This window comes from Hungatella hominis (genome assembly GCF_014288005.1).
GTDB lineage: Bacteria > Bacillota > Clostridia > Lachnospirales > Lachnospiraceae > Hungatella > Hungatella effluvii.
In genome coordinates this window covers 61059-75058 of sequence record NZ_JACOPB010000022.1, presented here as the reverse complement: position 1 = coordinate 75058, position 14000 = coordinate 61059, and the positions used below count along the sequence as shown (strand labels likewise).

General features: G+C 49.3%; 16 protein-coding genes. All 16 read left to right on the top strand.

Going from position 1 to position 14000, the window contains the following annotated elements; translation table 11 throughout:
• The first annotated feature begins 20 nt into the window (after positions 1-20).
• The gene (locus H8S75_RS28345; RefSeq protein WP_187024380.1) at positions 21-923 is read left to right on the top strand and encodes a carbohydrate ABC transporter permease; all 903 of its coding nucleotides are present in this window, start codon (positions 21-23) and stop codon (positions 921-923) included.
• Between the two features lie 14 nt (positions 924-937).
• Positions 938-1777, top strand: coding sequence for a carbohydrate ABC transporter permease (locus H8S75_RS28340; protein ID WP_243007975.1), 840 nt, complete (start codon positions 938-940; stop codon positions 1775-1777).
• A gap of 20 nt (positions 1778-1797) precedes the next feature.
• Complete coding sequence (locus H8S75_RS28335) at positions 1798-3276, top strand: glycoside hydrolase family 32 protein (protein ID WP_187024379.1); 1479 nt, start codon at positions 1798-1800, stop codon at positions 3274-3276.
• A gap of 80 nt (positions 3277-3356) precedes the next feature.
• Positions 3357-4100 (top strand): MerR family transcriptional regulator, encoded by a 744-nt coding sequence (locus H8S75_RS28330; RefSeq protein ID WP_187024378.1) that lies wholly within the window; start codon positions 3357-3359, stop codon positions 4098-4100.
• 391 nt (positions 4101-4491) lie between these two features.
• On the top strand, positions 4492-4812 hold the full coding sequence (locus H8S75_RS28325) for a hypothetical protein (RefSeq protein WP_117632972.1): 321 nt from the start codon (positions 4492-4494) through the stop codon (positions 4810-4812).
• A 148-nt stretch (positions 4813-4960) separates the two neighbouring features.
• On the top strand, positions 4961-5749 hold the full coding sequence (locus H8S75_RS28320; RefSeq protein ID WP_187024377.1) for an MBL fold metallo-hydrolase: 789 nt from the start codon (positions 4961-4963) through the stop codon (positions 5747-5749).
• The gene (locus H8S75_RS28315) at positions 5733-6533 is read left to right on the top strand and encodes a threonine/serine exporter family protein (protein ID WP_025529767.1); all 801 of its coding nucleotides are present in this window, start codon (positions 5733-5735) and stop codon (positions 6531-6533) included. Before H8S75_RS28320 ends, H8S75_RS28315 begins: the two co-directional genes overlap by 17 nt.
• A gap of 2 nt (positions 6534-6535) precedes the next feature.
• Positions 6536-6994 carry a threonine/serine exporter family protein gene (locus tag H8S75_RS28310; protein WP_110322863.1) on the top strand — a complete coding sequence of 153 codons (459 nt, stop codon included), beginning with the start codon at positions 6536-6538 and terminating at the stop codon, positions 6992-6994.
• 43 nt (positions 6995-7037) lie between these two features.
• Positions 7038-8309: a dihydroorotase gene (locus tag H8S75_RS28305; RefSeq protein WP_187024400.1), complete on the top strand. Its 1272-nt coding sequence runs from the start codon at positions 7038-7040 to the stop codon at positions 8307-8309.
• Positions 8310-8329: 20 nt separating this feature from the next.
• Positions 8330-9022 (top strand): YjjG family noncanonical pyrimidine nucleotidase, encoded by a 693-nt coding sequence (locus H8S75_RS28300; RefSeq protein WP_187024376.1) that lies wholly within the window; start codon positions 8330-8332, stop codon positions 9020-9022.
• A gap of 55 nt (positions 9023-9077) precedes the next feature.
• The gene (locus H8S75_RS28295) at positions 9078-10205 is read left to right on the top strand and encodes an alkaline phosphatase family protein (protein ID WP_187024375.1); all 1128 of its coding nucleotides are present in this window, start codon (positions 9078-9080) and stop codon (positions 10203-10205) included.
• A gap of 39 nt (positions 10206-10244) precedes the next feature.
• Positions 10245-10715: a thioredoxin-dependent thiol peroxidase gene (gene bcp, locus H8S75_RS28290; protein WP_055660106.1), complete on the top strand. Its 471-nt coding sequence runs from the start codon at positions 10245-10247 to the stop codon at positions 10713-10715.
• 161 nt (positions 10716-10876) lie between these two features.
• Positions 10877-11779: an amino acid ABC transporter substrate-binding protein gene (locus tag H8S75_RS28285; protein WP_187024374.1), complete on the top strand. Its 903-nt coding sequence runs from the start codon at positions 10877-10879 to the stop codon at positions 11777-11779.
• Positions 11780-11808: 29 nt separating this feature from the next.
• Positions 11809-12459 (top strand): amino acid ABC transporter permease, encoded by a 651-nt coding sequence (locus H8S75_RS28280; protein WP_187024373.1) that lies wholly within the window; start codon positions 11809-11811, stop codon positions 12457-12459.
• 16 nt (positions 12460-12475) lie between these two features.
• Positions 12476-13255 carry an amino acid ABC transporter ATP-binding protein gene (locus tag H8S75_RS28275; protein WP_002605276.1) on the top strand — a complete coding sequence of 260 codons (780 nt, stop codon included), beginning with the start codon at positions 12476-12478 and terminating at the stop codon, positions 13253-13255.
• 92 nt (positions 13256-13347) lie between these two features.
• Positions 13348-13998 (top strand): hypothetical protein, encoded by a 651-nt coding sequence (locus tag H8S75_RS28270; protein ID WP_187024372.1) that lies wholly within the window; start codon positions 13348-13350, stop codon positions 13996-13998.
• The last annotated feature ends 2 nt before the right edge of the window (positions 13999-14000 follow it).

Sequence of the window (14000 nt, the reverse complement as noted above, 5' to 3'; positions counted from 1 at the left end):
AAGGGAGGAAGCCTGGTGAAATGGGTGAGGCAAATTTTAGAAAAATGAAATCCAGCTATTCCAGGAGACAGAGAAATACAGCCTATATTTTTGTAGCACCGGCGTTAATATTACTCTTGCTATTCCTTATTATACCTGCATTTATGGCTTTGGGGTTTAGCTTTACAGACTTTTACGTCCTGGCACCAGACCGTATGGAGATGGTGGGAGTGGATAATTACGCTTCATTGCTCTCGGATGAACTGTTTTTTAAATGTTTACGAAATACTTTTTATTTTACAGTAGTAATTGTGCCGGTTGAAGCAGTAATCGCCATGGGTCTGGCTATTTTAGTAAATCGAAAGATTGTTGGACGGACATTTTTCAGAACCGCCTATTTTGCTCCTGTGATTTCATCATTAACCGTCGTATCCATTTTGTGGGTATGTTTATACAACCCGAATGACGGTTTGTTTAACGCAATTTTAAACATGGTCGGGCTGCCTGGTCAGCGCTTTTTACGAAGCGCTGACCAGGCAATGAATTCTATTCTGGTCATGTCAATCTGGCAGGGAGTCGGCTATCAGATGATCATCTTTATTGCAGGATTAAATGGAATATCACAGGAACTTTATGAGGCGGCGGCCATCGACGGGGCGAATTCCGTGAAGAAGTTCTTCTATATTACACTTCCAGGATTAAGAAATGTGATCTCATTTATTGTGGTTTACGTAACGATTCAGGCATTTAAGGTATTTACACAGCCTTATATTATGACCTTCGGAGGGCCTCAGAACAGCACCAGGACGTTGGTATACTATATTTACCAGCAGGGCTTTCAATATAAGAAGGCTGGCTACGCATCTGCCATGGCAGTAGTCTTTTTCCTGATTGTGGTATTGGTGTCCATGGCGCTTAAACGTCTTTTAATTGAACGGGACTGAGAGGAGGAACGAGAGTGGGAATTAAAAAAAGCAGACTGCTTAACCGAATACTGATGTATACACTCAACATTTTTCTTGCCGTCGTGTTCCTGGCTCCGCTTGTATGGATGGTGGTATCATCAGTAAAACCTGAGGTCAACATATTTGCAGATATGACTTCCGTGAGGGCATTTCTGCCCATTAGCGGGAGCCTCGATAATTACCGGTCTATCCTGGAGAAGGGGGAGATCGTGAGAACAATGCTTAACAGCCTTTATTACGTTACGATTATGATCGGATTAGGATTAATCGTTAATTCCATGTGCGGTTTTGCTCTTGCAAAGCTTCAATTCAGGGGGCGTGATTTTTTGTTCAGCTTGATTGTAGCACTTATTATTATTCCGTTGGAAAGCATTATACTGCCGTTGTACTTTATGATCTTTAAGTTCAAGATGCTGAACACTTTTTCTGCACTTATAGCGCCGTTTACGGCCAACTGCTTCAGTATCTTTCTGTTTCGTCAGTTTTTCGTGGATATTCCGGATTCACTTCTGGAGGCAGCATATATTGATGGAGCATCTCCTTTAAAGGCATTTTTTAAGATTGTGCTTCCTTTGTCGTTCCCGGTGTACGCGACCGTGTTGATTCTGCAGTTTATCGAACACTGGGGAGACTTTTTATGGCCGGTTTTGGTGACCGACGACAGGACAAAGACCGTGCAGCTGGGACTTCAGACGTTGTTTACGGCCCCTCCAGTTCACTATGGACCAATTTTTGCGGCGTTGACATTAAGCACGCTTCCGGTAGTAGTCATGTTTATTTTCTTCCAGAAGTATTATGTACAGGGTATCGCCCAGTCGGGGATAAAAGGATAGGAAAGGATTACAGAATAAAAATGGGCAATGTAAATAAGAATATAGAAGAAGCTGCGAGGGCGACAGCCTATGTTATGGAGCGGCATGAGGAAATTAAGAATAACCCGCTGAGACAAAAGTATCATTTTGAGGTTCCGGCTGGCTGGTGCAACGATCCTAATGGTTTTTCCATCCTGGGTGGAAAATACCATTTGTTTTACCAGCATATGCCATATGTATCAGAACCAGGTGATTATAAGATGTATTGGGGGCATGCAGTCAGTGAGAATCTGGTAGACTGGGAAGACCTTCCGGTAGCATTGGCACCTGTTGACGAATGTGATGGGGGAGGCTGCTGGTCTGGCTGTGCGCTGGAACTTGATCAGAAGGTATATTTAATGTATACGGGACTCGATGCCCGGAATGGTATGCAGCAGGGGCAGTGTATGGCTGTCAGCGATGATGGGATACATTTTACAAAGACAGAGGACAGTCCTATTTTGGCTGATACTCTTTGCGAAGCAGATAAGAAGGACTTCAGAGACCCTTACATTTGGCGTCAGAACGGGGAGTGGAATATGATTCTGGGATCTACAAAGGATCATTTTGCACAAGCACTCCTTTACCGCTCAAATGACTTAAAAAACTGGCGTTTTATCAATACAATGGCCGAGAGTCTGGGAGAATTGGGGTCTGTATGTGAGTGCCCTAATTTCTTTGAAATTGGGGGAAAACATATCCTGTTTATTTCGCCGCACGGGTTGAATCTAAGAAAGTCGGTATATTTAACCGGGAACTTCGATTATCCGGCCGGAAAGTTTTTCTGGGATACGTATGGGGAAATTGACTGGGGAATGGATTACTATGCACCGCAGGTAATTAAAGACGGAAACGGCCGCTGTATTATGATTGGCTGGATGAACAGCTGGAACTGGATGCCGTGGTGTGACGGCACCTATTATACATCGAAAATGGGCTGGTGCGGTGGAATGGCACTGCCCAGAGAACTGCGTCTGGATGAACTGGGACGGCTGCATTTTGAGCCTGTACAGGAGCTAAAGAATTATCGGACTGAACCGGCAGAAATGGTTTCCGAAACTGCAGGCGAAGAGGGGATCTCCATAGAAACGGCAGATAATTCCCATTGTGAAATGATAATTGATTTTAACTTGAAGAAGACGACGGCTGAAATCATCCAGTTGGAGGTTAAGAGCAATGAAAAGGAGAAGGTTCTTGTAAACTTAAACCTGAAGCTTGGAGAAATAGAATTTGACCGTTCCCATACCTTTGACCATTTGAAGAGTAAAAGACGCTGCTCTTTCCGCTCGGTCAGTGAAGCGGCCTGCCGTATTCATGTGTTTATTGATTCCGCATCGGTGGAGTTGTTTACCGATGACTATATGACCTGTATGACAAATACAGTTTATGTTCCAGAAAATGCAGACCGTATTAAAATACGCGGAATAGGCGGTATGGTTAAGATTTTAAAGGTTCAGTCCTGGGCGATCAAAAAAAATTGAACATTTATATTTCTTAAAAATATCTCTTGACTCTCACGCTGCGTCATACGTTATAGTAAAAAATGAAGGCGGTGATAACTATGAGACTGACAGTAAGCGAGACAGCAAAATTAACAAATATCAGTGTGCGCACACTCCATTACTATGATGAAATAGGGCTGCTCAAACCAACCGACACGACGGAGGCGGGGTACCGTTATTACGACGAGGAGGCGCTGGCAGTGCTGCAGCAGATCTTGCTGTACCGGGAGCTGGATTTTCCTCTGAAGGAAATCAAAGACATGTTGTCGAAGCCTGACTATGACCGCCAGGAAGCACTTGCGGCCCATAAGTCGCTGCTCTTGCTGAAGATCGAGCGGCTGCGCCGGCTGACCGGACTGGTGGACAGTATGATGAGAGGAGAAAACACCATGAGTTTTCAGGAATTTGATATGCACGAGATAGAAGAAGCAAAGAAAAAGTACGCGAAAGAAGCGAAGGAACGCTGGGGTGACACGGAGGCGTACCGCGAAAGTGAAAAGAAGACTTCCGGCTACGGAGAGGAAAAGTGGAAGGCTTTAAACGGAGAAATGAGTGATATTTTCCGGGAATTTGCGGAGTGCGCCCAGGCTGGTGAGACGCCTGAGGGCAGCCGTGCGGCCGGATTAGTGGAGCGGTGGAGAAGCCATATCACCGAAAACTACTACGAATGCACCCTGGAAATCCTGGAGGGACTGGGAAAAATGTACGTGGGGGACGGACGTTTTAAAGAAAATATCGACCAATTTGGCGAACACACAGCCGAATTTATGAGCCGGGCGATAGAAAGCTACTGCAAACGGTAGATAATGGAAAATGGGCTGAAAAGCGCCGCAAACATGGTAAAAACACAAAAACACAGAAAAATAACAAAAAAATACACAAAAAATGCAGCGCCATAGCACTGTATAATAGTGCATAATGACATGAAATAAAGAACGCCTAAAAAAGTACAGTATGGTTACAAGAGTATATTTTCATAGTTTTCAGTTTAGAACCTCTTTTGTCAATTGTAATAAATTTTAAGAAATCGGGTGACTTTTAATTAAGAAAAAAATCACAGAAAGAACATTGACTTTAAACGTTTGGAGTGATAAACTGACTCTCGACTTGAGGGCATAGGACAACCGAAAGTCATGACACAATTCTAAGACATAACAAAAAGACACCTATGTAGTCGCAAGGAGGAGAACAATTATGAAACTGACAGCAAAGAAACTCGTACTTACAGGCATCGCGGTATTAACTATGGCATCAATCTCTGCATGTGGCAGCGGTACAACTGCTGAGACAACTGCAGCAACAGAAGCTGAAGTTACAACAGAAGCAACAACAGAAGCAGTTACAACAGAAGAAGCTGCAGATGAGACTACTGAAGGAGAAGCTGCAGACGCAGAGTCTACAGAAGCAGTAGATTCTGAGGATGCTTCCGCAGAAGAGTCTTCTGAAGAAGTTGAAGCTGCATCTCTTGAAGACGCAGAAGCAGTAACAGAAGAAGCTACAACAGCAGCGAACTAATCAGAACTGACATAAGCTGTTACAGCAAAAAAGCAATTTATTTGGGCGGAGACGAGTGTCTCCGCCCTTTCTGATTATAAAAGAAGAAAAAAGTTGACAAACGCTTTCCGTTATAACAGAATAGGGATAACGGGAAAGGAGGCGTCACATGAAGATTACTTATATCCATCACAGCTCTTTTTTAGTGGAGCTGGAATCGGTTTATCTGCTGTTTGATTATACGGAGGGAACGATTCCAGGGATGAAGCGGGAAAAACCACTTCTGGTATTGGCAAGCCACAGGCATGGAGACCACTATTCGCCTGTGATTTTTGATTTGATAAAGGAACATGGAAACGTCAGGTTTGTCCTGTCCAACGATATCTGGAGGAAGCGCCTGCCGGAGGAGGTGCTGCCGCTTACGGATTCCCTAAAGCATGGGGAGACGGTGAAGTACAGGCTGGAGAACGGCATAATCCGGCAGCTCACGGGAGCTTCGGAGAATCAGATAGAAGATGGAGTTATATCTGACACCTGTTTGACCATACATACTTATAAATCGACGGATGAAGGTGTGGCGTTTCTGATTGAGGCGGAAGGCAAAACCATCTATCATGCGGGAGACTTAAATAACTGGAGATGGGAGGGCGAACCGGATAACTGGAACGACTCCATGGCTAAAAAATACAGTGCTCAGATTGATAAAATGGCCGGAATGCACCTGGATGTGGCTTTTTTGCCGCTGGATCCGAGGCAGGAGGACGATTTTTATCTGGGAATGGACGAATTCCTGCATAAAGTGGATGTGAAACATGTATTTCCCATGCATTGCTGGGGAGATTATTCTGTGATAGGGAAGATCCGGGCACTCAGCTGTTCGGCCGGTTACAGAGACAGGATTGAAGAGATTACTGGGGATGGGGAGGTCTTTACAGAGGAAGATGAACGTTTCGTGTGAGTTAAGCGGGGAGGAACAGCGGGAGATCCTGGACGCCGCCATGCAGGCGGGCCACATTCTGCTGGAAAATGGAGCCGAGATTTTCCGGGTGGAGGAGACGATCGACAGAATTTGCCACTATTACGGAATCGAGTCGGGGAACGCATTTGTGTTGAGCAATGGGATTTTTATTACCTCGGGAAATGAGAGGGAAGAGATCTTTGCAAAGGTCCAGCATATCCCGGTGAGCGGAGTCCATCTAAACCGGGTGGCCGCGGTGAACCAGCTGTCCAGGGAGATCGTGGAGGGGCGGTATACCATAGGCGAAGTGAGGGAACGGCTTGATGAGATCCGTGTCATGCCCGGAAAGACGAAGACCATGCAGATCCTGGCCTCCGGTGTGGGAAGCGCATGCTTCTGCATGCTGTTCGGGGGCAATTTCATGGACAGCGCGGCGGCTTTTGTGTCGGGCGTGCTCCTGTATTTTTACGTGCTGTATATCAGCGGCCCGCATTTATCGAAGATTGTGGGAAATATCGGAGGCGGTGCACTGGTGACCTTTCTCTGTTCCGTGATGTATCTGCTTTCCGTAGGGCAGCACTTGAATTTCATGATTATCGGTTCCATCATGCCTCTGGTGCCGGGAGTAGCGTTTACCAACGCCATACGGGATATCGCAGATGGGGACTACATCTCCGGATCCGTGCGGATGCTGGATGCTCTGCTGGTATTTTTCTGTATTGCCATGGGCGTTGGACTTGTGTTCAGCCTGTTCCGTGGGCTGACGGGAGGTGTGATGCTGTGACACTGCTTATTTCTGTGGCGGCTGCCGTCGGGGGGACGGTATCATTTTCCCTCCTGTTCGGGGTTCCCACAAAGTATTATCCATACTGTGGACTGATCGGCGGAGCCGGATGGGCCGTTTACTCCATTTTGATTCAGAGCAGCACCGCGCCGGGTGCTGCGCTCTTTGCCACGATCGTGGTGATTCTGCTGTCGCGGCTCTTTGCGGTCAGGGAACGGTGTCCGGTTACCATATTTCTGATTTCCGGCCTCTTTCCGCTGGTACCCGGCGCGGGGGTGTACTGGACCGCCTATTATATCGTGACAAATGAGCTGGACAAGGCGTCCCAGACCGGTTATATGGCCCTTAAGGTGGCGGTGGCTATCGTCCTGGGGATCGTGTTTGTGTTTGAACTGCCGCAGGGGATATTCAGGGTGTTTTCGAAGAAAGAAGAGAAACAGGGCAATCCGCGAAGCCGGTAACAGGCCCGGCGGAGTGCTCATCATAAGGAGGTACGGCATGAGGATGCTGATTAAAAATATCCGGATTGTGAGTCCGGGAAATGGACTCGACAGAACGGGTTCTATCGTAATTTCGGACGGAACCATTCTTCGCGTGGGAGACTGCGCGGAGACGGACGGTGAATTTGACACGGTCATCGACGGCAAAGGGCTCGTCGCGGCGCCGGGACTCGTGGATGTACACGTGCATTTCCGGGATCCGGGGCTTACGTATAAAGAAGATATTCATACCGGCGCTGCCGCTGCGGCAAAAGGCGGTTTCACGACGGTTGTCTGCATGGCGAATACGAAGCCGCCGGTGGATAATGTGGAGACGCTCCGGTACGTTCTCGAGGAGGGAAAGAAGACCGGGATTCATGTGCTTTCAGCCGCCGCGGTGACAGTGGGACTCGCCGGGAAGGAACTGACCGACATGGAGGCGCTGAAGGCCCATGGGGCGGCAGGCTTTACTGACGACGGGATACCGATCATGGATGAGAAGCTTTTAAAGACAGCCATGGAGGAGGCGGCGCGTCTGGATCTTCCTCTAAGCTTCCATGAGGAAGACCCGGCGTTTATTGTCAACAATGGAATTAACCACGGCGCTGTCTCGGACGAGCTGGGGATCTATGGCTCACCGGCACTGGCGGAGGATTCTCTGGTAGCCCGCGACTGCATGATCGCCCTGCACACAGGGGCCGCGGTGGACATTCAGCATATCAGCTCCGAGGGAGCCGTGCGGATGGTGAAGCTGGCGAAGGAGCTGGGAGCGCGGGTATACGCGGAGGTTACGCCGCACCATTTTACACTGACGGAAAACGCGGTTCTGGAGCATGGGACTCTGGCGAAGATGAATCCGCCTCTCCGGACGGAAAGGGACCGCCAGGCCATTATAGAGGGATTAAAGAACGGCAGCATCGATATGATTGCCACGGACCACGCCCCGCACAGTGCGGAAGAGAAGGCCAAACCGCTGACGCAGGCGCCCAGCGGGATCATCGGGCTTGAGACGGCGCTGGGGCTGGCAGTCACGAATCTGGTTCGCCCGGGCCATTTAAGCCTGCTTGAGCTGATGGAGAAGATGAGCCTGAATCCGGCGAAGCTCTACCATCTGGATTCCGGTTCCGTGGAAGAAGGAAAGGCGGCGGACCTGGTGCTGTTTGATCCGGAGGAAGAGTGGACCGTAGGGGAATTTGCGTCGAAATCCTCTAATTCCCCGTTTACCGGAAGCAGACTGTACGGAAAAGTAAAATTCACGATCTGCGGCGGGAAAATCGTATATCGGGACGGAGAATAAAGCCGGAGGGGGAAGATTTGATGAATAAATATACGACTATCCTTTTCGATGTGGACGGAACGCTTCTCGATTTCGATTCCGCGGAGGAAAATGGGCTTGCCAGTGTGTTCAAAGAGTACGAAGAAAGCGGAGCATACCGGACAGCGGATTTAATCGGGACGTACCGCAGGGTGAACCGCGATCTGTGGGACGCCTATGAGAAAGGTCTCATCACGAAGGACTATATTACGGATACCAGATTCGGCGCCGTATTTGAGGCCCACGGCATTACTGCCGACGGGATACAGACCGAGCACAATTACAGGGAAATCCTGAATCATACGGCGATTGTCATGCCGGAGGCCGTGGAGGTGCTGGAGTATTTGCGGGACCGGTATGACCTGTATGTGGTGACAAACGGTTTTACGGAGACTCAGAAGATGCGGATGGCGGATTCCGGTCTGGACCGGTACTTTAAGAAATCCTTTATTTCCGAGGAAGTCGGGTATCAGAAGCCGCAGAAAGAGTATTTTGACCGCTGCTTTGAGGCCATGCCGGGAGCGGAGAGAGAACGGACCCTGATCGTGGGAGACTCCTTAAACTCGGATATAAAAGGTGGAAATACAGCGGGAATTGACACCTGCTGGTTTAATCCGCAGGGGGCTGTTCTTACCGCCGGTGTCAAGGTTGACCGGGAGATCCGGTCGCTTAAGGAGCTGAAGGAATTTTTGTAGTCAGCAGGCGGAACTGCCCGATAGAATGTCTGATTTGTGTAAAGGGAGGGCGTGCATGGGGATAAATGGAGGTGAAAACGGAATGTTTGTGGATTATGACCACAGCATTGTGAGTCTGAGCTGTTCGATACTGAAGCATTATGGGGCAGAATACCTCCATAAGACGTTCGAACCGATGGATGAGCTTCTTCAGCACCCATACAAGCATGTGGTGATTATGCTGTTTGATGGCCTGGGGATGGACGCGCTCCGCCGCCATCTGCCTGAAAACAGTTTTTTAAGGAGCCACGCGCTTGGGGAACTGTCCTCGGTCTTTCCGCCGACCACCACGGCCGCGACGACTTCCATCGAGAGTGGATTAACGCCGGCGGAACACGGATGGCTCGGCTGGAATCTGTATTTTCCTGAACTGGGCGATATCGTTTCGCTCTTTCCCAACACCCGGAGAGGTACGCAGGAGCAGGCCGCAAAGTTCCATGCGGCGAGACAGTATCTGCGCTACCGAACGGTCTATGAGAAAATAGAGGAGACGGGGAATGCAAAAGCATATGTCGTCTCTCTGTACGGCTCCGCCAGAATTACCAAATATGAGGAGCTGTTTGACACAGTAAAAGGCCTGTGCCGGAAAGAAGAAAGAAATTATATTTATGCCTACTGGGGTGAACCGGATTATACGATGCATGACGTCGGATGCTGTCATGAGTCGATTACTGAAATCATCAGGGACATTGATCAGCGCGTTGAACGGCTCTGCCGTGACCTCGAGGATACGCTTCTCATCGTGACGGCCGATCACGGTCACGGTGATACCGGATATTTCCTGATCCGGGATTATCCCGAACTGGACCGGATGCTGGAGCGCCCGCCGGTGATAGAAGCCAGGGCGGCGTCCTTCTATGTGAAACAGGAATACCTGGCGCAGTTTCCGGATCTGTTTAAACGGCTCTTTGGGGATCAGTTTTTGCTGCTGTCCAAAGAAGCGGTTCTGGGGCAGAATATATTCGGAGGCGGTGTTCCCCATCCGAGATTGCCGGAGCTTATGGGCGACTATCTGGCGGTGGCGGTAAGCGGCATGGGGATCAATTACGAAGACAGCGACAGTAAATGGAAGTCCAATCACTCGGGATTTACGGAACGGGAGATGAAGGTTCCGTTTATTGTGGTGGAAAAAGGTAACGAGTGAAATGAATCAACTTTATGAGCAAATAAGGAGGTACAAAATATGCTGCAGGCAGGAACAAAAGCACCAGATTTTACATTGAACGATAAGGACGGCAATCCCGTTACACTCTCCTCTTTTCTGGGGAAGAAGGTGGTTCTCTATTTTTATCCGAGGGATAACACACCGGGCTGTACCCGTGAGGCGTGTGCCTTTGCCGGCGCATATGCGGGATATCAGCAGAGGGGCGTGGAAGTCATCGGAGTGAGCAAGGACAGCGTAAAGAGCCACAGCAGCTTTGCCCAGAAACATGAACTGCCCTTCATTCTGGTTTCCGATCCGGAGCTGGAGGCCATAAAGGCGTATGACGTCTGGCAGGAGAAAAAGCTTTATGGAAAAGTGTCCATGGGCGTTGTCAGAAGCACCTTTGTGATCGATGAGAACGGTGTGATCGAAAAGGTCTTTGAGAAAGTAAAACCGGATACGAATGCACAGGAGATCCTGGAGTATCTGGATGAAAGGGCAAATGCATAAAGATGGTACGCCGGAAAACCGGGGGCAGTGACAGCCTCCGGTTTTTCGCTGTTTACAGGCTGCGTTCCAAATCAAAGAAATTATAAAAAATCTTCTTTACAGAAATACTTTAGTATGCTACCATGGTAGCACATGAAAATACAGAGGAGGAAACAACAATTATGAAAAAGAGAGTTATGGTAATGGCGGCAGCCCTGGGGCTGATGGCAATGGTATCCGGGTGTTCCGGACAGGCGGCCGGTAATACGGCGGCGGAGACTGCAGAAACGACTGGGAAAGCGGCGAATACGACTGCAGCGGAGGCTGATGCGGATACCAGTGCGGATACGAAGGCACCCGAGACGGAGGCTTCTTTAGCAGGAACCGCAGGCGGTACATTTACAGTAGGATTTGATCAGGAATTTCCGCCTATGGGGTTTGTGGGAGATGATGGAGAGTACACCGGTTTTGACCTGGAGGTGGCAAAGGAGGTCGCCAAACGTCTCGGACTGGAGTTTGTTCCTCAGCCGGTTGACTGGGCGGCAAAGGATATGGAGCTGGAGTCCGGTAATATTGACTGTATCTGGAACGGATTTACCATGACAGGCCGTGAGGACGATTATACATGGACGGAAGCTTATATGGCGAATCAGCAGGTATTTGTGGTGACAGCGGAGTCTGGCATCAAGACTCTGGCGGAATTGGCCGGAAAGGTAGTGGAGGTTCAGGCGGAGTCCTCCGCGGAAGCGGCATTAAAAGATGATCCGGATCTGACGGGAACATTTGGAACGCTTCAGACGACACCGGACTATAATACGGCCTTTATGGATTTACAGATGGGAGCGGTCGATGCCATCGCCATGGACGAGGTAGTGGCCCGTTTCCAGATCGAGCAGAGACAGGTTGATTTTATCGTATTGGATGAGACGCTTGCCGCAGAAAACTATGCGGTTGGATTCAAGAAGGGAAATGACACCTTAAAGGATCAGGTTCAGGAACAGCTGGAAGCACTGGCGGCAGATGGCACCCTGGCGAAGATATCCGAGAAGTGGTTTGATAAAGATATCACAACGATTGGTAAATAGAGACAGAGAGTGGATAAGAGGGGAATACCATGACTTTATCAAAGATTTTTTCACAGCTGGCAGGAGGCATGTGGATCAGCATTCAGATATTTTTTGTGACGCTTATTTTTTCCCTGCCTCTGGGACTTTTCATATCCTTTGGCAGGATGTCGAAAAATCCTGTAATCAGAACCATTGTAAAATTTTATATTTCAGTCATGAGAGGAACCCCTCTGATGCTGCAGCTGATGGTGGTTTATTTTGGCCCATACTATCTGTTTAAGATCAAAGTGGGGAATAATTACCGCCTCTGGGCGGCTTTTATCGGCTTTGTTATCAATTACGCGGCATATTTTGCGGAGATATACCGGAGCGGGATCCAGTCCATGCCGGTTGGCCAGTATGAGGCGGCGAAGCTGCTGGGGTATTCGAAGACGCAGACGTTTTTTCGGATTATATTTCCACAGGTGATGAAACGGATTCTCCCCTCGGTAACGAACGAGGTCATCACGCTGGTTAAGGACACATCCCTGGCATTTACCATCAGCGTCCTGGAGATGTTTGCGGTGGCAAAGGCGCTGGCGTCCTCCCAGACAAGCCTGATTCCGTTTGTGGCGGCGGGCCTGTTCTACTACATATTTAATCTGCTGGTGGCTGTCATCATGGAAACCGTGGAAAAGCGGCTGAATTACTATCAATAAGGGGAGGAGAAACCATATGTATCTGCTGGAAATGAACCATATCAAGAAATCATTTGACGGCCAGGGCGTACTGAAAGACATCTCCTTAGCGGTAGCGGAAGGCGAGATTGTCTCCATCATCGGTCCGTCCGGATCGGGCAAGTCCACGCTGCTTCGCTGTGCGACGATGCTGGAGCGGATGGACAGCGGCGAGCTGCTGTACCTGGGTGAAAAGGCAGCCTGGAACGGCCCCGATGGAACCGCCGTCTATGCAGGAAAGGAAAAACAAAAGGAAATCCAGGGGAATTACGGCCTCGTTTTCCAGAATTTTAACTTATTTCCCCATTACAATGTGCTGAAAAATATCATCGACGCGCCGATCCATGTGCAGAAGCGAAAATCAGAGGAGGTAATCCGCGAGGCGTACGACCTGCTTCGCAAGATGGGACTGGAGGACAAGGCGGAGGCATACCCCTGCCAGCTCTCCGGCGGCCAGTGCCAGCGTGTTGCCATTGCAAGGGCTCTCGCCTTAAACCCCAAGATCCTGTTCTTTGACGAGCCCACCTCTGCGCTGGACCCGGAGCTTACGGGTGAGGTGCTGAAGGTGATCCGTTCTCTGGCCGATTTACAGATCACCATGGTAATAGTGACTCATGAGATGGCATTTGCCAGAGACATCTCGGACCGCGTCATCTTCATGGCAGATGGACTGATCGTGGAGGAGGGGACGCCGGAGGAGGTTTTTGCCTCCAATAATGAGCGCACGCAGAACTTTCTGGGCCGGTACGGGGATGGTTACGGTTCTCTCAAAAATTAAGAAAAAAGCAAAGCAATTTTCACAATCGGATGATATACTATGAGCACTTGATAAAGCTACTTATGGTATATAGCAGAAAGAAGAGGATGCGAATGAAACGAATACTGATTGTGATAATGGCGCTCTGCGCGGCCCTTGCTTTTACGGCCTGCGGAAAATCTTCCAGTAATACAGAGACGACACCGGCACCCACTACAGCGGAACCGGAGACGAAGGAACCGGCGACGACACCGGCCGCGACGCTGGAGGCGCCGGGCAACACCGCGGAGTTTAAGATTTTGACGTGCAACGTGGAATCGGTATCGGATACGCTGGAGGACATGACGGTCAAAAACGGCGATACGGAAGTGAAATTTAACTTAAACGGCGTGGTGATCGAGACCACCTATGAGCTGAAGGAGGGAACCCCTGTCTCTATCATTTACAAGGGAGAGATATCCGGAGACGACGCCGCCAATGCAAAGATTGTGCTGGTACTGGATGCCCAGGAGAACATGGAAGTGAAGACCATGACCGGAAGCGTAACGGATCAGGCCATGAGCAGCTTTACGATCCGGGACGATAAGGGGGAAGAAACAGGCTTCTTAAAAGATAACTGCGAGGGCCTTAATACCGGTGTTCTCGGCCAGGCCACAGATGACAGCAACGGCAGCGGCGCCATGGTAAAAGTAACGTATGTGACAGTGACCTACGATGCGGGCAGCGAGTCCAATTTCCCGCTTAAAGTAGAGTCCGCCAAATAGAT

Bases quoted from the DNA above. Each gene is read 5' to 3' on its own strand.
- H8S75_RS28300 (WP_187024376.1), top strand. From the start codon at position 8,330: ATGAATAAATATACGACTATCCTTTTCGATGTGGACGGAACGCTTCTC.
- H8S75_RS28330 (WP_187024378.1), top strand. From the start codon at position 3,357: ATGAGACTGACAGTAAGCGAGACAGCAAAATTAACAAATATCAGTGTG.
- H8S75_RS28345 (WP_187024380.1), top strand. From the start codon at position 21: ATGGGTGAGGCAAATTTTAGAAAAATGAAATCCAGCTATTCCAGGAGA.
- H8S75_RS28285 (WP_187024374.1), top strand. From the start codon at position 10,877: ATGAAAAAGAGAGTTATGGTAATGGCGGCAGCCCTGGGGCTGATGGCA.
- H8S75_RS28275 (WP_002605276.1), top strand. From the start codon at position 12,476: ATGTATCTGCTGGAAATGAACCATATCAAGAAATCATTTGACGGCCAG.
- bcp (WP_055660106.1), top strand. From the start codon at position 10,245: ATGCTGCAGGCAGGAACAAAAGCACCAGATTTTACATTGAACGATAAG.
- H8S75_RS28305 (WP_187024400.1), top strand. From the start codon at position 7,038: ATGCTGATTAAAAATATCCGGATTGTGAGTCCGGGAAATGGACTCGAC.
- H8S75_RS28320 (WP_187024377.1), top strand. From the start codon at position 4,961: ATGAAGATTACTTATATCCATCACAGCTCTTTTTTAGTGGAGCTGGAA.
- H8S75_RS28335 (WP_187024379.1), top strand. From the start codon at position 1,798: ATGGGCAATGTAAATAAGAATATAGAAGAAGCTGCGAGGGCGACAGCC.
- H8S75_RS28270 (WP_187024372.1), top strand. From the start codon at position 13,348: ATGAAACGAATACTGATTGTGATAATGGCGCTCTGCGCGGCCCTTGCT.
- H8S75_RS28315 (WP_025529767.1), top strand. From the start codon at position 5,733: ATGAACGTTTCGTGTGAGTTAAGCGGGGAGGAACAGCGGGAGATCCTG.
- H8S75_RS28325 (WP_117632972.1), top strand. From the start codon at position 4,492: ATGAAACTGACAGCAAAGAAACTCGTACTTACAGGCATCGCGGTATTA.
- H8S75_RS28295 (WP_187024375.1), top strand. From the start codon at position 9,078: ATGGGGATAAATGGAGGTGAAAACGGAATGTTTGTGGATTATGACCAC.
- H8S75_RS28280 (WP_187024373.1), top strand. From the start codon at position 11,809: ATGACTTTATCAAAGATTTTTTCACAGCTGGCAGGAGGCATGTGGATC.